Here is a 19,217-nt window from a genome sequence, read left to right as displayed (position 1 = left end):
TTAGCAATTAATGTGCGTGGCCGCAACCACCTTCAGCATGAACGTGGCCATGAGAGATTTCTTCGCTTGTTGCTTCACGAACTGATACAACCTCAACATCAAAGGTCAGTGTTTTACCAGCAAATGGGTGGTTTAAATCACAATCAGCATTAAAGCGGCCTACTTTTACGATAGTCACTTGATGGCGACCTTGATTTGATTGCACCATCGCAGTCATACCAGGCTTCCATACTTTTACATCGCCTTGTAAGTGCTTAAGCGGGATGCGTTGAATTAAGTCATCAACACGCTCACCGTATGATTCACTTGGAGATAACGTAACGCTAAATTTATCACCAGCAGTTTTACCTTCAAGTGCGGTTTCTAAACCGGGTAGCATGCCTTCGCTGCCGTGAATGTAACTTAATGGCGCGTCGTTTAGGCTGCTTTCTATTTGTTCACCCGCTTCGCTAAGGGTGTAATGAAATTCAACGGCCGAATTTTTACTGATTTGCATGCTTGTCTCTTTGAGTTTTAAATGAATTAAAAACAATTTTACGCGAAATACTGTGCTTTAGAAACTTAACGGGGATGATTTAATGTATTTTGTAAATCGAGTAACAGATCTTTTTTAGCCGGTGTGGCTTTAGGTGCAGCGGCTTGGGGTATAAATAAAACTAACTGAGTCCCAGGCTTTAATACGCTAGATGCTGATAATTTATTCCAACGTGCTAAATCGCTATGAGCAACGCCGTATAACTGACTTATATTCCACAGGTTGTCACCGGATTTAACGTGGTAATCTACCTCGATGGTTGGAATGACTGGCTCTTTTTGTTCCAAGTAAGGGCTTATTTTATAGTTAATAGTGAGCGACTCAGGCAAAGTTTGCGGCTCCCCTAAAACAAGTTTTTCGCCAACGCCAATAAAGTTATTTTGCTTATTATTGAGCTGTTTTAGTACTTTTAAGGGCAAGCCAAAATGCCTAGCAATACCGTATAGCGTGTCATTTTTTTTGACTATGTATTCCCCTGCAAAATTGGCTTTAAAAAAGCGGTTTTTTAATAAAGCTTGTTGCTCAATAGGGAGTAACAAAGTGTGCGGGCCGTGGGGGGAGCTTTGGTTTTTTAAATAGCCTCGATTAAGAGCATGTAGCTGTTTTGCACCCATACCAGAGAGCTTGGCCATAATTGAAAAATCAAACTGTTTTGCCACATTTAACGAGGTAGTCAGTGCTTTATAAGGAAGCTTTGGGCGTTTAAACTTTGCCTTAGGGTGTTTTACTAAATAGCTTAGTGCTAATAGTTTTGGTACATAGTCAGCGGTTTCTTTTGGTAGGGTTAGTGCCCAAAAGTCAGTTGATTTACCTCGTTTTTGATTGCGTTTTATAGCGCGCTTAACTCGACCTTCACCGGTATTATAGGCAGCAAGTGCATGCAGCCAATTACCATCAAAACGTTTATGTAAATAGCTTAAGTAATCAAGTGCCGCATCGGTTGAGGCCAATACATCTTGGCGTCCGTCGTACCATTGATCAGATTTAACCCCAAAATGATGCGCGGTTGCTGCAACCAGTTGCCACACACCCACAGCGTGCTCACTTGAGCGGGCGGTAGGCCTAAAGCCACTTTCTACAAATGGCAGTAATGCCAGTTCCATGGGGAGCTGCTTTTGCTCTACTTTTCTTACGATATGATATAAAAAAGGCTCTGAACGGCGAGACACTATTTTTAAATAATTCGGCTGTTTTAAATACCAGTTAATGCGTTTTTTTAACGCCTGATTTTGCTCAACCGGTAAATGTAAGTTATCAGCAATATGTGCCCATAAGTCAGTCGGTTGAGTCACTTTTAGGGCTTTTGGTATTGTTTTTTTATTAATAACTTTGTTGGTGTGTGTAGAGGTTGGCGTTTTTGATTGTGCGGCTTTTTGCTCTAAAGGTGCAGGGACTACAGGCGCAATGATCTCTGGCTGTGTGGTTTTACAGCTACATAGCAATACAATGGCAAAGCATAAGATCAAGTGACGCATTTTATTCCTTTTTAAAAAATATATTTCCATATTTTAACACAATCCATTGTGTTCAGTTATTGGCTGTTTTTAGCGCGAAGTAATCCCGATTGCAAAAACAAGTGACTTGATTTTATATCAAGTGGTTCTTGTTGATAAGGTTTTAGAGCTTCACTTGGAAAGTTTTTTTGTAATTGCTCAATATTGGCGTCGGGGTTGTTTTTAGCATGCTCCGTAATTGCTTCTAAAAACGTGAGTGATTGTTTTAATTTAACTTTATCTACCAAATCGCCATGGCCAGGAATGAAAAGTGACAGCGTATTATTATTTATATATTTTTTTAATAAGTTTTGCCATTGCTTAAGCTCGCCATGCCCTGGGTAGGGTAGCCAGTCAATTATATCACCACCTATTAAGGTTTTACCCTTGTCGGCAAGTAATGTTAAATCGCCATTAGTATGTGCCTGATGCGGGCTTATAGTGAGCGTATAGCCACCTAAATCTAATGTTTTAGATTCACTAATACTCATTTTTGGTGGTGTTAGTTGATAGCCTTGCCAGCGAAATAAGCGTGTTTTAGCGCGAGTGAGCTTTTCTCGCCATTGAGTTTGCTCAGCATCGGGTAAGGTGGCTAATCGCTGATAGCTCAGCTCAATGCTTTTCTCGAACCCCTCTAGCTTGTCTGTTAATGCTTGCTGATAACGCGAAAAATCGTTAGCGACTTGTTGGTGAGTAATCAGTTTTGCGTCTGGGAAGTAATGCTGCATAACCGCCATGCCCAGCAAGTGATCGTCATGAAAATGAGTTGCAACCAAGTAACATAAAGGCGTCTTTAGCTGTTGTTTTAGTTCGGTAACCAGTTGTTCTACTGCTGCAAAGTTACCACTGGCATCTACCAGTAAGGCACATTCACTGCCCTGAATTAACACTTGATTAGAGTCGTAAAAACGTAACCTATCTGGCTGCTGGATAAATTGAATATTAGCCGATAACGATTGCCACTCAACTGCTGCATTGCTTTTTGTATGTATAAATAGGCCGATTAAAGGCAGTAAGCACTTACCTATTTTTTGAGCTTTAGTTAAAAATGGTTTCATCTTTTCTCTAGCTGTATTTTGACGGTAAAAACAAAAAAAGCGCAAAATGCGCTTTTATTTAATGTGCTCAGGGTTCGAGCTTAAGTACTGACTCAGCTTATCAATCAGTTGATCTTGATGTTCAAGTTCAACTGACTTTTGCGTTTTTGCTTCAAGCAATTCGTGGCTTAAGTTCAACGCAGCCATTAATAATGCTTTTTGATCGTTTCTGACCGTTGAACGTTGTTTCATTTGTTCAACTAAATCATTCAAATTTTTAGCGGCCGCTTTTAGTGCCTCTTCTTGCCCAGCCGGACAAGCAAATTGCTGCTCTTTCCCAAGCAATTCAACAGTGACTCGCTGGTTTTGCAGCTCAGACATTAGCTTGCCTGTTGTGCGCTTTGTAATTTATCTAATAATGATGACAAGGTGGTGCTTGCATCTTTTTGCTTTTCTTCGTTTTCGAGAGCCTCTAACTGTAATAATTCATTTTCATCAAGCAGTTTACTATTTTGTTCTTTAAGCTCTGAAATATCAGTTTGCAACTGATTATTACGGGTAATTAGTTGGTCGATCAGTTGTTCGAGTTGTTGAAGAGTATTGTTGTTCATAAATGCGCTCATATAACTGTAATTAATGTCATGCAAATGTAAAGCAAAGTGTGTTTATTTGCCAGCATTTACGCTGGTTTTAGGTGATTTTTATTCTATGTTAAGGGATAATTCATGCTATTGGCTTTTTCATTCATAAATGGTTCACGTAAACACTAGCTAAAGCTGGTATCGATTGCCAAAGTAGTGTGCTTTATGGTTCACTAATTTTATTAAATAGCGTATGGCGAAAATAAATAATGCTTAGTTACAGACACTCCTTTCATGCGGGTAACCCTGCCGATGTACTTAAACATTTAGTACTAGCGCAAGTGCTGGGTTATCAAACTATAAAAGATAAGCCGCTTGACTATATTGATACGCATTCGGGGGCTGGTTTTTTTGAACTGGCAGCACCAGACGCGCAAAAAACCCAAGAGTACCAAGACGGTATTGAAAAACTTTGGCAACATACTAGTCAGCATAGCGCACTAAATGACTACATTGAGTTAATAAAATCGTTTAATGAGAGCTCGTCTCTGGCGTTTTACCCAGGCTCACCAAAAATCGCCGAACACTTTTTACGTCGTCAAGATAAGGGCTGGTTTTTTGAGTTACATCCGCGAGATTTGGTATTACTTGAAGAAAACATGCAAGGTAAACGCTCTATTCGGGTGCGCGGCGAAAATGGGTTTGCGGGCTTAATTGGTTTATTACCGCCAGCTTCACGCAGAGCCTGCGTGTTAATAGACCCACCTTATGAAATAAAAGACGATTACAATACGGTAGTACAAACCATTGTCAAAGCCCATCAGCGCTTCGCGACAGGGACTTACATGATTTGGTATCCGGTTGTAGACAGAGAACGTATTGATACTATGGAGCAGGGATTAATTGACGCGGGAATTAGAAATATTCAATTATTTGAATTAGGTACCGAAGCTGATACTGATGTACATGGTATGACCGCCTCTGGAATGATAGTAATAAACCCACCATGGAAATTAAAGCAAGCAATGGATGACGTGTTGCCTGAACTAGTAAGTTTGTTGAGTAAGCCAGGTGGCTTTTACCGTAGCGAGCAGTTAGTCGCCGAATAAAAATAAAAAAGCCTAGGGTCTGTTGACCTTTGCGGATTAAAATTTGTTCAAACTAGGGGCGGTTTAATCGCGGCGGGAGGTTTGTAACCTAGTGGGCTCGATAACTGCTCCTGCGTTATTCTACTGGCTTACATCCATGTAAGAATAAGTAAAAACCAAGCAAAGCTTCCGCGTCCTGCTCACGCCCCTTACCTACATCCATGTAGGCAACAAAGAGTAAATCGCCCCTAGGCAGAACCCTTCGGGCAGCGCCTGTTTGGCATTGATGCTGCGTTATCGCCTATTTATGGGGAATAACCACACCACATAGGCTCTGCCTTGCCTAAATACCAAACAGACTGCTGCAAATTTAACCTTGAAAGATCAACAGACCCTAGTTTAACTGGGCTTTATACTGATCTACTTAGATGCGGAGTATTGTTACGCTTAATTAAAAGTAAACAGCGTTAAAGGTTGCAAGTTGTTTGCCTGCCTCATTTTGTAATACTAACTTTTCACCGTTAATTTGCCATTGCGATGCTGCTTGCAGCACACCTGCCATTGCGCTTTCTTGTTCCATATTGTCATGACACATTTTTTGCGTGGTTGCTAACTGGGTAAAAGTAACCATTTGCTTCGATACTTCATAACCGCCATTAAAGTTATTGCACCCTAAAAAGCCGTGCACAGTGTTGTCACTATTAAATTGAATAAATGGTTCTTTGGTATTCACTACAACGGGGTTGCCGTCGATTGAAACTGCTTTGAAGTAGGTATTTACTAAATCAACGTCTGGCTTTGGCGCTACTTTTGAAACAATAATCTCTAAAGGTTCAGATGAGCTAGTATCAGCAAAAGGCGAGTTACTGGTTGTACTGGTGTAAATTAATTTCCCTTGATTATTAATGGTTGCACGCACGCTGTAGCGGTGAGTTTGGTCAATTTTTTCACGGTTGTACTCAAGCTCTACTTGGTAAGGCGGTGCGCCCACTAAATCAATCACCTGCTCAGAAATTACGGTTGCTGCCACATCCATTTTTGACACATCAACCAAGGTAACGGTTAGCTGTGAATTAGGCGCTAATAGACTGCGATCTAAGTAACTAACTTGCACCGGTAAGGTCGCTGTTGTTTGCGCCACAGCGCTAGTTTGCTGTGCGGTATCGTCGTTACATGCGCTCAGCATAAGTGCGCCACTTGATATAAAACACAGGCCTGCAATCGACTTTAACATTGAATTTGGCTTAGATGAGAACATAGTAGTTCCTTAATGGAATATGGTATATGGTCGTTAGCATACGGTTGAATTGCTTAATCATTGCTTAACTAGCAAATACAGCAAATAAAGAAAGTTGAGATATAAAAAAAGGCGCTACGCGCCTTGATTCGTTACTTATTTTTTTACGTATTTAGTTAAAATTACAATACGCTGTCCATCAACACGCCCTTCAATATGTTCAGGGTTGCTGGTTAAGCCAATATTGCGAACGGCAGTACCGCGTTTTGCTGTTAAGCTACTACCTTTCACATCTAAATCTTTTATTAACGTGACGGTGTCGCCAGCTTGTAGTACCACACCATTGCTATCAATGTGTTTAATATCATCATCTTCAGCAAGTGCTTGCTGCGCCCATGTTAATGTATCTTCTTCAAGGTAAATCATATCAAGTGCGTCTTGTGCCCAGCCGTTATCAGCTGCTAACTGAGTCAGCATGCGATAAGCCACAACTTGTACCGCCGGTGTTTGACTCCACATACTGTCATTTAAGCAATGCCAATGGGTTGGGGTTAAATCGCTATTTCCCTCTATTTGATCTTTACATGTTTGACAGGTGTAAATGCATTTATCCGAATGAGCTTCTGTAACAGGAGGGACTTCGTAAACAGTTAAGTTGTTGGTTGCTGCGCAGAGTTCACATTGGTTACTGCTACGCTCTATTAAGGCTTGTTCAATGCTCATTTTTGGTGGCTCTTGTGAGTTTATAAGTAAATAGTGCCTATATTATACCTTATAAGCACAGGTTTTGGGTATGCTCAGGGCGGCGACAAGCAATAAAACCTTATAAAAAATAAGGATACTAATCTGCTGGTTTTAAGTGTATAAATTTAAACTTACCTGCTTGTTTTTTAATCTAATTAAAATTACTGCAAGTATTTAAAGTTTCACTATACTGATTAAATAATAAAAATAATGATGACATCATTGTTAAGCAGGAAGGTTAATGCCAAATATTTCAGACGTAAAAAATTCATCTATTTTGGTCACTCAATATATTGCTAGGCAACCAATTTTTGACGGTGATAAAAGCATTTTTGCTTATGAGTTGCTCTATCGCGATTCAGTTAATAATGCTTTTCCTGTAGGAACAACTGACGGGCAAGCTACAGGACGACTTTTTTTTAATGCGCTAATGTTGGTTGGTATTGAAAAGCTAACGCTCAATAAAACTGCGTTTATTAATTTATCGAGTGAGGGGCTTTTAGAGGATTTACCTAAATTATTGCAGCCAGAAAATACCGTAATTGAAATTGTTGAGCGCACTGAAAATATAGAGCTGGTTGCTCAACGAGTAACCGAGTTAAAGAAGGAAGGGTATGTATTTGCGTTAGATGATTACGACGCACACGAAAAATGGCAACCTTTGCTCGGTTTGGTAGATTTTATAAAGCTTGAAGTTGAAGAACCGGTAATAAAAACCAGCATGCTGCTGAAAAAACTCAAACGCAACTTTCCTAATATTAAAATAGTGGTAGAGCGAATTGAAACTTATGAAGAGTTCAGGCAACTGAAAGAGGCTGGATGCGATTATTTTCAAGGGTTCTTTTTTGCACATCCAGAAATGCTCAGTTACAGCAATATTGAACCCTTAAAAATGGCAGTTTTAGATTTACTGCGTTGCACATCACGCACAGACTTAGATTTTAATGAAATTAATCAACGTATTTCTAAAGATGTGGGTTTAACTGCACGTGTTCTTAAATTAGTAAATGCTCGCTCAGCTAATAAAAATCTAGTGATTACGTCTATTCCTCAAGCGGTTGTGTATTTAGGGGAAGACTCTATTAGAAAGTTTGTACGGGTTTTAGCGCTTAGTGAGCTTGGCTCAGATAAGCCCAGTGAACTTACTCGTTTAGGCTTATGTCGAGCGCAGTTTATGCAAATAATTTTAGAGCCTGGCGGAAAAGTCATTGCAGAACAAGGTTATTTAGTCGGCTTAATGTCGGTACTTGATGCTATTTTAGATATGGAGCTGGAAGCTATTGCTAAAGAGTTTAGTTTAGGAGCTGAGTTATCTGGTGCATTATTAAGTTTTGAAGGCATGATGGGTAACTCATTGCATTTAGTCAAAGCGGTAGAGGAAGATAACTGGCAATTAGCTACAAAGTTGTTAGAGACTATTCGCCCAGCCTCGAATATTGAGACCGTATTTAGCGCCATGTTGGATGCACGCCAGTATGCGGATGAACTATTGGCCACTATTATTGAGCAAGACTAACGTATAACGTTTGGGTATGATTGGCACATATTGATTTTATTTAGTACAACAGCATGCGTTTATTTTTACCTATCACCACTATTTTAATCGCCTTAGCTTTATTAATCCCTGGGGTGACTCAACCTGTGTTGAGTATGGAAGGCAAAATTGATAAATCTAAACTAGCGCAAGCCGGTATTGAAATGCTGGCAGATGAAGGAAATCAAAACACCCGTAATATGCTAATGATGATCTCGAGTATGTTGGGATTAGACAAACTTGAAGGCGAGATCAGCGCTTATCAAAAAACACGCAGTATTTGGGGCACCGTTAACGAACTAGCCGATAACAAAAACTACTTAGTGGCGATATTAGTAGCGTTTTTTTCAATGGTGATCCCAACAATTAAGCTGCTGCTTCAATTGTTGTATTGTGTATTAAAGGAGACTTCATTTAAACACAAGCTTGGTAAGGTGATTATCGCTTTAAGTAAATGGAGTATGGTGGATGTGTTTGTTATTGCATTAATCGTGGCTTACATGGCTGGTAATGCAAACGCGAACTCAGAAGACTTACTTAATATGCATGCTGAGTTTGGTACTGGTTTTTGGTATTTTACCGGCTATTGTCTATTCGCCATTGCGGCCAGTAGTTTGATAAAGCCAGTGGTAAAAACCAGTTAATTATTGAGTTTTAAACGTAGTTACCATAAACTTTAAATGTCTATTTATTTTAGGTTAATTCATTGCAACGTATTTACTGTATTTTACTCACGCTAACTTTGTTACTCACTTTTGTGGGTCAAGCCGTTGCGTCTGTATCTATGGTATGTGATATGCCGCATATGAACATGGCAACCCATGCATCTATGCAGCATAGCGATATGGCAATGAGCAACGACGCTGATACAACAACCATGTCTATGGATTGCTGCAGTGAGCAAGGCACGTTAACCCAAGATTGCAGTTGTCCTATGAGTGCTTGTAGTTCGCATTCAGTCTTGCATGTAAACTCACTATTTATAGCCTCCAAATTACCCTCTGAAAAAGTGCAACATGCTGTAATGCAGCATCAACCTAACTTTGCACGTTCTCTTTATCGTCCTCCTATGCCTGCATAATCACAGGATAGGTGTATTTAAAATCTAGTTATTTAGCTTTTTGTCATCTATCTGCTTATAAATTTAATCGTTTTCATTCGTTATTTTTAAATTTAAGTGGAGCAAGTGATGAATCACTTCGCAGTATTAAAAGCCGTTTTTGTGAGCAGCTTGTTGAGTATTAGTGTCTCTGTACACAGTGCTGAACTAGGTTTAAATGAGGCAATAAACTATGCCTTAAACCATGAGCCTTGGCTTAAAGCCAGTAAGCAAAAACAAGCATCAATTGAAGCAAAAAGTATTGCCGCGGGAACTTTACCCGATCCAGTGCTTACTTTAGGGTTAATGAACTTACCAACCAATGGTTTTGCTTTTGAACAAGAAAATATGACCCAATTTAAGGTGGGAGTTAGCCAATCGCTGAGTCGGGGCGATAGCCTTGTACTACAACAAAAGGCACTGTCTCAGTCAGCTGCGGCAGAGCCTTGGCTACGTAAAGACAGACTTGCGCAAGTAAAAACCATAGTTACTGAGTCATGGCTTAATGCTTATAGAGCGCAGCGAAGTATTGCACTAATTGAGCAAGATAAAGCCTTGTTTACCCAGCTCATTGATATTACAGAATCAAGCTATGTAAGCTCGGTGGGTAAAACACGCCAGCAAGATATTATTCGAGCGCAATTAGAGTTAACCCGCCTTGAAGATAAATTAATGCAACTGGAGCAACAGCTACAAGGTGCTAAAAAGCGGCTAACACAATGGTTGCCTATCGATATGCTTAGCCAGCCTGTCAGTGATGACTTTTCACAGCTTGCAGCATTAAAAAACTACACCGAGTTAGAGTATCAACAACTAATGGCCATGCTATTAAAGCACCCTGCGATTATGGCAATGGATAATGCAATAGTGGCAAAGCAAACTCAAATAAGTGTGGCTGAGCAAGGCTATAAACCGCAAATTGGCGTTAATATGGGCTACGGTTACCGCGATGATATGCCAATGGGTGGCTCTCGAGCAGACCTTTTCTCTGTGGGTATAAGTATTGATTTACCGCTGTTTACCGATAACCGCCAAGATCAACTTGTAAATGCTGCCATTGCCGATAGCGAAGAAGCTAAAACACAAAAATTAATTGCCCTTAAAAAGCTACAAGGAATGTATTTTAAGGAAGTTAGTCAGTTAGCACGGCTTCATCAGCGTGCTGAGCTTTATCAAACCAAGCTACTGCCGCAAATGGCTGAGCAAGCTCAAGCGACCCTGAATGCCTATACCCGCGATGATGGTAATTTCTCAGATGTGATGCAAGCGCGTATTAGTGAATTAAATGCCAAGATAGACGCACTAAACATTCATGTTGATCAAAAGATTATTATTGCGAGGTTAAATTATTACGCCAGTGCTGATGATACCAGCTTAAAAAATACACCACAGCAGGAGCCGAGCTATGAATACTAATTTAAAATTATCACTGGTAGCTATATGCAGTGCGGCATTAACTGCGGGGGTTTTATTAAGCTTACCTAGTGAGCACTCTATGCCAACTGATAGTAAAGCCAGTAGCAAAAAAGAGCCGCTTTATTGGGTGGCACCTATGGATAGTAATTATCGCCGTGACGAACCTGGTCTATCGCCCATGGGCATGGATTTAGTGCCTGTTTACGAAGAGTCAGACAGTGGGGCCAATGAAGGGCCAGGCAGTATTAAAATTTCACCCACAGTGATTAATAATTTAGGTGTGCGTACCGCGCCTGTGGCGTTTGCTGCACTTGAAAATGAGGTTAACACGGTAGGTTATGTGCAATACAACCAAGACCAGCTAATTCATATTCATCCGCGAGTAGAGGGATGGGTCGAAACCTTATACGTTAAAGCCGCGGGCGATCAGGTTAAACAAGATGAGCCACTTTATACCTTATATTCACCACAGTTAGTGAATGCACAAGAAGAGTTTGTGTTAGCGTTAAAGCGTAATAATCAGGTGTTAATTCGTGCCGCTAAAGCCCGATTAAAATCGCTCAATGTATCTGATGGCTTCATTTCACGCCTGCAAAAAAGCCAACAAGTGCTACAAAACATAACGTTTTATGCCCGCCAAGGTGGCGTTGTTGATGAACTTAATATTCGTGAAGGTTTTTATGTTAAACCTGACACCTCAATGATGAGTATTGCTCAACTTGATGAAGTATGGGTTGAGGCTGAGGTATTTGAGCGCCAAGCAGAACTCATTCGTGTTGGCCTGCCGGTAACCATGACGCTCGATTATTTAAGTGGCCAACGTTGGCAAGGGCAAGTGGATTATATTTACCCTACCTTAGATGCTAAAAACCGTACTTTAAGAGTACGCTTGCGCTTTGATAACCAAGGTCATCAGTTAAAGCCTAATATGTTTGCTCAAGTCAGTATTCATAGTCAAGTAGCTGAAAAACAGTTAGTTGTGCCTAAAGAAGCGGTTATCCGCACTGGTAGCCAAAACCGTGTTGTAGTTGCACTAGGGGAAGGTCGTTTTAAATCGGTCGAGGTAACTTTAGGGCGAAGTGATGCTGCTAATACCGAAATTTTATCAGGTGTTATGGCAGACGATGAAGTGGTTACTTCAGCACAGTTTTTAATTGATTCAGAATCGAGTAAAAACTCTGACTTTAAGCGTATGCAAGCAGTCTCGCATGGCAATATGCAAATGAGTGATACCAACCCAAGCATGGCAACTGTGAATGGAGTGATTAACAGTATTGATGCTAACAATCGAGTTGTGAATATCAGCCGTGAGGCAATTGAAAAGTGGGGGCGTGGACCTGCAACTATGGACTTTGTGTTAGCAAAAAATGTAACGATTGAGGCGTTTAAGCTAAATGATGAAGTTACATTTACCTTTAGTATTGAGCAAGGTGAGTTTGTGATCCATACAATGACTTCTGTGCATGCTATGCATAGTCAGCACGAGTAGGAGTGGTTATGATTACTGCAATTATTCGCTGGTCTGTTGTTAATCGTTTTTTTGTACTGTTACTGACCGCTATATTGATTGGTGGCGGCTTGTATGCTGTAAAAAACACCCCAGTAGATGCCTTACCCGATTTATCTGATGTACAGGTTATTGTTAAAACCTCTTATCCTGGGCAAGCACCGCAAGTAGTACAGGATCAGGTTACATTTCCAATCACCACGGCAATGTTATCGGTACCTGGCGCGCAAACAGTGCGAGGCTTTTCGTTTTTTGGTGACTCCTACGTATACGTTATTTTTGATGAAGACACCGATTTATATTGGGCGCGAAGCCGTGTTCAAGAGTATTTAAGCCAAGTATCTGCGCGCTTACCTAGTACGGCAATTGCAGAGCTAGGCCCGGATGCCACCGGCGTTGGCTGGGTATATTTATATGCACTCACTGATACCACCGGTAAGCATGACATAAGCCAACTACGTAGTTTACAAGATTGGTTTTTAAAATTTGAACTGCAAACTGTACCCGGTGTATCCGAAGTGGCATCGGTAGGCGGCATGGTCAAACAATACCAAGTAAACGTTCAGCCCGATAAGCTTCGTGCTTATGGTATTCCGCTAAGCCTTATTCAAACTGCCATTAAGCAAGGCAATCAAGAAATGGGTGCGTCGGTAGTTGAAATGGCAGAAGCCGAATACATGGTAACCAGTACTGGCTACGTAAAAAGTGTCGCTGATTTAGAGGCTATTCCTTTAGGTATAAACGCTAACGGTACTGCACTACAGTTACGTGATGTTGCTAATGTGCGTTTAGGTCCTCAAATGCGCCGTGGTGTTGCCGAGCTTAATGGCGAAGGCGAAGTGGCTGGTGGCGTAGTGGTTATGCGCTTTGGTGAAAACGCGCAAAAAACCATAGAGCTGGTTAAAGCTAAATTGGAGTCTCTTAAAAAAGGGCTACCAGAGGGGGTTGAAATTGTATCTGTGTACGATCGCTCTCACTTAATAAAAGACGCAGTTGATAACCTCACCTCTAAATTGATGGAAGAGCTGATTGTAGTGGCTTTAGTGTGTGTGGTGTTTTTATTCCATGTACGCTCATCGCTGGTGGCTATTATTACCTTACCGTTAGGCATACTCACCGCTTTTATTATTATGCATTGGCAGGGGATTAACGCCAATATCATGTCATTAGGCGGGATTGCTATAGCGATAGGTGCCATGACCGATGGTGCGATTGTGATGATTGAAAACATGCACAAACACATGGAGAAAAAACCGCTGACCGATGAAAATCGTTGGCAAGTGGTGATTGATTCTGCCAGTGAAGTAGGGCCTGCATTATTTTTTAGCTTATTAATAATTACAGTTAGCTTTATGCCGGTATTTATTTTAGAAGCTCAAGAAGGGCGAATGTTTGCGCCATTGGCTTACACAAAAACCTATGCAATGGCGGCCTCTGCCGGCTTAGCAATTACCTTAGTACCCGTACTGATGGGGTACTTTATTCGCGGTAAGGTGATATCTGAAAATAAAAACCCAGTTAACCGTTTACTGGTAAATAGTTATAAGCCACTGTTAAACACAGTCTTAAAATTCCCCAAAAGCACCTTGTTGGTGGCACTGATTATTACTTTAGTGGGCTTTTATCCGGTAAATAAAATAGGCAGTGAGTTTATTCCACCTCTTGATGAGGGGGATTTAATGTATATGCCAACCACTTACCCTGGGATTTCTATTGGTAAAGCGCGCGAGCTATTACAGCAAACCGATAAGCTGATTGCCACTGTGCCCGAGGTAAAAACCGTATTTGGTAAAATTGGACGAGCGGAAACGGCAACCGATCCGGCACCACTGACCATGATTGAAACCTTCATACAGTTTAAGCCTAAAGATCAGTGGCGCGAAGGCATGACCACTGAAAAACTCAAACAAGAGCTGGATGCTTTAGTTAACTTTCCTGGGCTGACTAACGCTTGGGTAATGCCAATTAAAACGCGGATAGATATGCTGGCTACAGGGATTAAAACTCCTGTGGGTATAAAAGTAGCGGGGCCAAATTTGAATGAGATTCAAAAAATAGGTCAACAAATAGAGATATTACTTAAAGATCTTCCCGGTACGGCGTCTGTTTACTCAGAGCGTGTAGCGGGTGGGCGTTATATCAAGGTAGATATTAACCGTGAAAAAGCAGCGCGCTACAGTTTAAATATTGCTGATGTGCAACAAGTAGTCGCAACCGCTATTGGTGGCATGAACGTGACTGAAACGGTTGAGGGTCAAGAGCGCTACCCGGTTAATATTCGTTATCCGCAAGCGTACCGTGACTCCCCTGAAGAACTGATGCTTTTACCTATAGTTACTCCAACGGGGCAACGAATTGCACTTGCTGATGTGGCGGATGTATTTATTAGTGATGGTCCGCCTGGCATAAAAAGTGAAAATGCCCGTTTAAATGGTTGGAGCTTTATTGATATTAAAGATACTGATATTGGTAGCTATGTAGCAAATGCTCAACAATTATTGAATGAGCAGCTTATTTTACCTGCTGGATACTCTATAACTTGGGCTGGGCAATACGAATACATGGAGCGCGCTAAAGCTAAACTGAGTTATGTGTTGCCGTTAACCTTAGCCATTATTGTAGTGCTGCTTTATCTTAACTTTAGAAGCTTCATCGAGGTATTTATCATTATGGCGACTTTACCACTAGCAATGATAGGTGGCATTTGGCTAATGTACTTAGAAGGCTTTAACTTCTCTGTTGCTGTGGGGGTCGGCTTTATTGCCCTTGCAGGGGTAGCTGTTGAAATTGGCGTTATTATGTTGGTGTATTTAAACCAAGCTTATAAAGCGCAGATAGAGGCCGCTTCTCAAGTGGGCAAAAGCTTGAGTATTGAGCAGCTTAAGCATGCCATATTAGAAGGCGCCGGTTTACGTGTTCGCCCGGTAATGATGACGGTAGCAACCATAGTAATTGGCCTATTACCTGTATTATATGGCACCGGCACCGGGAGTGAAGTAATGAGCCGTATAGCGGCACCTATGGTCGGTGGTATGTTCAGTGCTATTATTTTAACACTGCTGGTGTTGCCTGCGGTGTATTTATTGTGGCGAAAGCGAAACCTATAATATTTACATTGGTTGTGTAACTTGTACTGAAAATATCAGTACAAGTTAGGCAACCTTTTCTTTATCTACTGATTTTATTGTGTTTTTTATTGGCATGATTCACGCATCTATTTAATCATTAGGGTTAAAAAGTAAGGAACGCACATGCAAGTAAAAACAATTCAAGAAGTGTTCGATTGGACCGTTCAATTTCATACACAAATGGCGGCTAATTTCTTTAGTGTTAGGGAGTTAATGGGTGAGCGAAATGTGGCGCTGGCTGATTATTGTGTTGATTATGAAAAAAAGCTCGCAGAGGATTTAATTGGATTCAAGGCAATCAGCGAAATTAATACCTTAAACACCTACTGTTATGAATACTTTTTAGAAAATAACGAGATTGTTCAATTTACTGATTTAGACCGAGACCAAGATCTTAATGCACAAGCGATTCAAGAATACTTATCTACGCAGCATCAAAAAGTGCTGGATGTTTATAGTTACTTATCGGATAAGGCTCAATCGCCCGAGGCGCAAGAAAAGTTAAATCAGCTTCATGAATTAGAAGAGCAAGGTTTGAAGCAAATGATGCAAAGTATTAATCGTCATGCTGATATGTAGCTTTAAGAGTTACTCATAAAAAGGGCGCTATAGTTAGCGCCTTTTTTGTGTTTTGAATTTTAAAGCAAATTTAACTTTGTTCTATATCAACCACTAAGTCGCTAGTAATTGATTCAAGTGCGTTAATAACCTCTTCTTTATTCAGTCCGTTAGGTAAGCTCACGGTGGCAACGGCACTAAATATAGGCACTCCCCAGTTTGGCGCACTTTGCTGCCTAGAATTTAAGTTTGTAATATTCGCGCCTTTATGGCGAATAACACTTGCCAGCTCTTGCACTATACCTGGGCGATCATTACCGGTAATCACAAAATTAAGTTGCTCCAGCTCTACAGGCTCAATTTCAATGTTACCCTTTTCAATACGAACATCTAACTTAGGAAGCCCGTTAAGCGCATCTTGAAATGTCTGTAAATGCTCTTCAGCTACTTCAACTTGAATGATGCCTGCAAAGTGACCGAGTAAGTGACTTAAATTACTGCTTAACCAATTGCCGTGGTTTTCCAATATAACCGATGAAATACTTTCTACTAAACCGGGGCGATCTTCCCCTAAAATAGTTATTACCAACTGCTTCATAATAGTTCTCTTTTTTAAGCCCAAATGAAAAAAATAAATGCATAGGCATTAAGTGATGCGATCTAATGTATGTGATTCTAAATGTATGTAAAAGCTAACCACAAAAGGATTGTTACAGCTTAAGAGGTTACTTTATTGTTGTTATATTAGATGCCCATTGAGTATTGTCTTGGATAAATAGTTTGTCCAATTAATAATTGATTTAGTTCATAAATAACGCATAAATAAATACAATTACTACTACAAACAATACTTTAATATTATTTAAAATCGCAACTTAGCCTAAAATCCGCTCATAAAGCTGAAAATTTAATCTGCAAAGATGAACAGACTCTGTATAAGTAAAGAATTATTACGACTGTAACATTACTGTCACTTTGATGAAATATAATGCGCCCAACGTTAAGATATAAGGGTGTTTTGATGACTTCAAATCCGAATAAACCGACTTTTAATACGGATCGAAGCCGTCTATTTAAAGACCGGTTTGCTAAGTTTGGCATAACCGCTGGCGGTATAATGGTATTAATAGCACTGCTATTAATCTTTTTTTACCTTCTTTATGTAGTGCAGCCTATTTTTGAGTCAGCCAAAGTTGAAAAGCGCGCTAGCTTTAATGTTGCTAATACTGAGCAAATAGTAGGGCTTGGTGTTGAAGAGCAAACTGAGGTTGCTTACTTACTTGATAATCAAGGTCAAGTTAACTTCTATAGTGTTGATAAAGCACAGTTTGGTAAAAAACTAAAAACACTTAATGCCACTTTACCCGCGCAGGTAACTAGTTTTGCAAATAGTGCTCCTTTTCAAGGGCATTATGCGTATGGCTTAGAAAACGGCACAGTGACTATTGTCGCGCCTAAGTTTTTAGTTACCTTCCCTAATAATGAACGTAAATTAACCCCGCGTTTAGGTTATCCTCTGGGGGAAATGGCACTCGAAGTTGATGAGCAAGGTGCCGCTATTAAGCGTTTTGCCTTTAGCCATTATGAAGACAAAACAGCCGTGGTGGCACTTACCGCCGATAAACGAGTGGTATTTAGTAGCTTTGTAGCCGAAGAAAACATGTTCACTGGTGAAGTTGAATGGCAAGTGGAACGCACTGAACTTAACGTTGATGGTCGCGTAGATGAGCTATTAATGTCGCCAGATACCACCCGCACCTTTGTTCGTTCTGCTAATCAAATTTACGTATTCGATACTCGCTACCCAAGTGAAGTTGAGCAAATTCAATTATTATCTGCCAATGAAGAAAACGCCAATATAGTGTCATCGCAATTATTGGCGGGTGCAAACTCACTGATGTTGGCCAATGATAATGGTGAAATATCGCAGTGGTTTGAAATCAATACAGATTCAGGACGTGAGTTTCAAAAAATCCGTTCATTTGAAACGACTAAGCAAAGTAAGCTGAATATTTTTACCGAGTTTTACCGTCGCACCTTTTTTACAACCGGTCAAAATGGTGAATTAGGGCTTTATTACACAACCAGCGAAGCAAAGTTATGGCAAGGTAAAGTCAGTGACGGTGCAATTGAACAATTTGCTATTGCTCCGCGTTCAAATGCGGCGCTAATTTTAGCTGATAATAAGCTAACGGTTTTAGAAATTCATAACGAGCACCCAGAAGTAACGTGGTCAGCGCTTTGGCAAGAAGTGTGGTACGAAGGCTACCCTGAACCCGGCTATATTTGGCAATCTACTTCTGCCAGTGATGATTTTGAATCGAAATTTTCACTAGTACCTATTTCATTTGGTACTTTAAAAGCAGCGCTTTATGCGATGTTATTTGCAGTACCTATTGCTATATCAGCCGCTATTTATACTGCTTATTTTATGTCGAGCGAATTGCGTCGCGTGGTTAAGCCGACGGTTGAAATAATGGAAGCTCTACCAACGGTTATTCTAGGCTTTTTAGCTGGCTTGTGGTTAGCGCCTTTAATTGAAGAGCACTTGCCGGCTATTGTTGGTTTACTGGTGTTACTGCCATTAGGTATTTTAGCAACGGCGTTAGGCTGGACTAAATTACCTGCGGTTATTCGCCATAAAATTCCTGAAGGTTCACATTCAATTTTACTAATACCTGTGGTGTTATTTATTGGTTGGTTGTCGTTTGCGATGAGCGAAAGTATCGAACTATGGATGTTTGATGGCAATGTGCGTCAATACCTAACCAATGAATTAGGCATGACCTTCGATCAGCGTAATTCATTAGTAGTAGGTATTGCGATGGGCTTTGCGGTTATTCCCACTATTTTCTCAATTGCCGAAGATGCGGTATTTAGTGTGCCTAAGCATTTATCAAATGGCTCGTTAGCGTTAGGTGCAACGCAGTGGCAAACGCTAATTCGCGTGGTGTTACTAACGGCCAGCCCAGGTATTTTCTCTGCGGTAATGATGGGATTAGGCCGTGCCGTAGGCGAAACTATGATTGTACTTATGGCTACCGGTAATACCCCGATTATGGATTGGAGTATTTTCCAAGGCATGCGTACTTTAGCCGCTAATATCGCCGTCGAAATGCCAGAGTCGGAAGTAGGAAGTTCGCATTACCGAATTCTATTCTTAGCCGCCTTTGTATTATTCATATTCACCTTTATTTTCAACACCGTTGCTGAGTTTGTTCGTCAGCAGCTGCGTGAAAAATACAGCTCAATGTAAGTGG

At 40.6% G+C, this 19,217-nt stretch carries 17 protein-coding genes; 9 read left to right on the top strand and 8 right to left on the bottom strand.

The genetic code is table 11. The features are described 5' to 3' along the window. Positions 1 to 7: 7 nt before the first annotated feature. From BW139_RS08955 to BW139_RS08935, 5 genes are all read right to left on the bottom strand, one after another. Positions 8 to 496 carry a peptidylprolyl isomerase gene (locus tag BW139_RS08955; protein ID WP_054202647.1) on the bottom strand — a complete coding sequence of 163 codons (489 nt, stop codon included), beginning with the start codon at positions 494 to 496 and terminating at the stop codon, positions 8 to 10. A 65-nt stretch (positions 497 to 561) separates the two neighbouring features. Next, positions 562 to 2,010, bottom strand: coding sequence for a transglycosylase SLT domain-containing protein (locus BW139_RS08950; RefSeq protein WP_076919417.1), 1,449 nt, complete (start codon positions 2,008 to 2,010; stop codon positions 562 to 564). 56 nt (positions 2,011 to 2,066) lie between these two features. Beyond that, on the bottom strand, positions 2,067 to 3,086 hold the full coding sequence (locus BW139_RS08945) for an MBL fold metallo-hydrolase (protein WP_076919416.1): 1,020 nt from the start codon (positions 3,084 to 3,086) through the stop codon (positions 2,067 to 2,069). 54 nt (positions 3,087 to 3,140) lie between these two features. Beyond that, positions 3,141 to 3,446, bottom strand: a complete 306-nt coding sequence (locus BW139_RS08940; RefSeq protein WP_008466310.1) for a cell division protein ZapA — start codon at positions 3,444 to 3,446, stop codon at positions 3,141 to 3,143. After that, positions 3,446 to 3,676, bottom strand: coding sequence for a hypothetical protein (locus tag BW139_RS08935; RefSeq protein ID WP_008466311.1), 231 nt, complete (start codon positions 3,674 to 3,676; stop codon positions 3,446 to 3,448). Before BW139_RS08935 ends, BW139_RS08940 begins: the two co-directional genes overlap by 1 nt. A gap of 239 nt (positions 3,677 to 3,915) precedes the next feature. Between BW139_RS08935 and BW139_RS08930 the strand changes: the two genes are divergently transcribed. After that, positions 3,916 to 4,755 (top strand): 23S rRNA (adenine(2030)-N(6))-methyltransferase RlmJ, encoded by an 840-nt coding sequence (locus tag BW139_RS08930; RefSeq protein WP_076919415.1) that lies wholly within the window; start codon positions 3,916 to 3,918, stop codon positions 4,753 to 4,755. 430 nt (positions 4,756 to 5,185) lie between these two features. Here the strand turns inward: BW139_RS08930 and BW139_RS08925 are convergent, their stop codons facing one another. Both BW139_RS08925 and BW139_RS08920 read right to left on the bottom strand, forming a co-directional pair. Further along, positions 5,186 to 5,992 (bottom strand): META domain-containing protein, encoded by an 807-nt coding sequence (locus tag BW139_RS08925; protein ID WP_076919414.1) that lies wholly within the window; start codon positions 5,990 to 5,992, stop codon positions 5,186 to 5,188. Positions 5,993 to 6,127: 135 nt separating this feature from the next. Further along, complete coding sequence (locus BW139_RS08920; RefSeq protein WP_008113444.1) at positions 6,128 to 6,694, bottom strand: alkylphosphonate utilization protein; 567 nt, start codon at positions 6,692 to 6,694, stop codon at positions 6,128 to 6,130. A 262-nt stretch (positions 6,695 to 6,956) separates the two neighbouring features. Between BW139_RS08920 and BW139_RS08915 the strand changes: the two genes are divergently transcribed. The 7 genes from BW139_RS08915 (at position 6,957) to BW139_RS08885 (ending at position 15,978) form a co-directional block, all read left to right on the top strand. Next, positions 6,957 to 8,231, top strand: coding sequence for an EAL and HDOD domain-containing protein (locus tag BW139_RS08915; protein ID WP_008113441.1), 1,275 nt, complete (start codon positions 6,957 to 6,959; stop codon positions 8,229 to 8,231). Between the two features lie 53 nt (positions 8,232 to 8,284). Further along, positions 8,285 to 8,893 (top strand): paraquat-inducible protein A, encoded by a 609-nt coding sequence (locus BW139_RS08910; protein ID WP_076919413.1) that lies wholly within the window; start codon positions 8,285 to 8,287, stop codon positions 8,891 to 8,893. A 62-nt stretch (positions 8,894 to 8,955) separates the two neighbouring features. Continuing rightward, positions 8,956 to 9,330, top strand: a complete 375-nt coding sequence (locus BW139_RS08905; RefSeq protein ID WP_076919412.1) for a hypothetical protein — start codon at positions 8,956 to 8,958, stop codon at positions 9,328 to 9,330. A 108-nt stretch (positions 9,331 to 9,438) separates the two neighbouring features. After that, positions 9,439 to 10,764, top strand: coding sequence for a TolC family protein (locus BW139_RS08900; RefSeq protein ID WP_076919411.1), 1,326 nt, complete (start codon positions 9,439 to 9,441; stop codon positions 10,762 to 10,764). Then, entirely contained in the window at positions 10,754 to 12,253 is a 1,500-nt protein-coding gene (locus tag BW139_RS08895; protein WP_076919410.1) for an efflux RND transporter periplasmic adaptor subunit, read from the top strand. The genes BW139_RS08900 and BW139_RS08895 overlap by 11 nt, the downstream gene beginning before the upstream one ends. A gap of 8 nt (positions 12,254 to 12,261) precedes the next feature. Further along, positions 12,262 to 15,378 (top strand): efflux RND transporter permease subunit, encoded by a 3,117-nt coding sequence (locus tag BW139_RS08890; RefSeq protein ID WP_076919409.1) that lies wholly within the window; start codon positions 12,262 to 12,264, stop codon positions 15,376 to 15,378. 144 nt (positions 15,379 to 15,522) lie between these two features. Beyond that, positions 15,523 to 15,978, top strand: a complete 456-nt coding sequence (locus tag BW139_RS08885; RefSeq protein ID WP_008466330.1) for a hypothetical protein — start codon at positions 15,523 to 15,525, stop codon at positions 15,976 to 15,978. Between the two features lie 70 nt (positions 15,979 to 16,048). On the opposite strand, the gene BW139_RS08880 is transcribed toward BW139_RS08885, so the two are convergent. Next, the gene (locus BW139_RS08880) at positions 16,049 to 16,555 is read right to left on the bottom strand and encodes a glycine cleavage system protein R (protein ID WP_008466332.1); all 507 of its coding nucleotides are present in this window, start codon (positions 16,553 to 16,555) and stop codon (positions 16,049 to 16,051) included. Between the two features lie 423 nt (positions 16,556 to 16,978). Here BW139_RS08880 and BW139_RS08875 point away from each other — a divergent pair, with 423 nt between their 5' ends. Further along, positions 16,979 to 19,213, top strand: coding sequence for an ABC transporter permease subunit (locus tag BW139_RS08875; protein ID WP_036933415.1), 2,235 nt, complete (start codon positions 16,979 to 16,981; stop codon positions 19,211 to 19,213). Positions 19,214 to 19,217: the final 4 nt, after the last annotated feature.

This window comes from Pseudoalteromonas sp. SK18, from assembly GCF_001974855.1.
Lineage (GTDB): Bacteria > Pseudomonadota > Gammaproteobacteria > Enterobacterales > Alteromonadaceae > Pseudoalteromonas.
The sequence above is the reverse complement of the archived record's forward strand: the minus strand, read 5'-3'. Positions and strand labels throughout refer to the sequence as shown.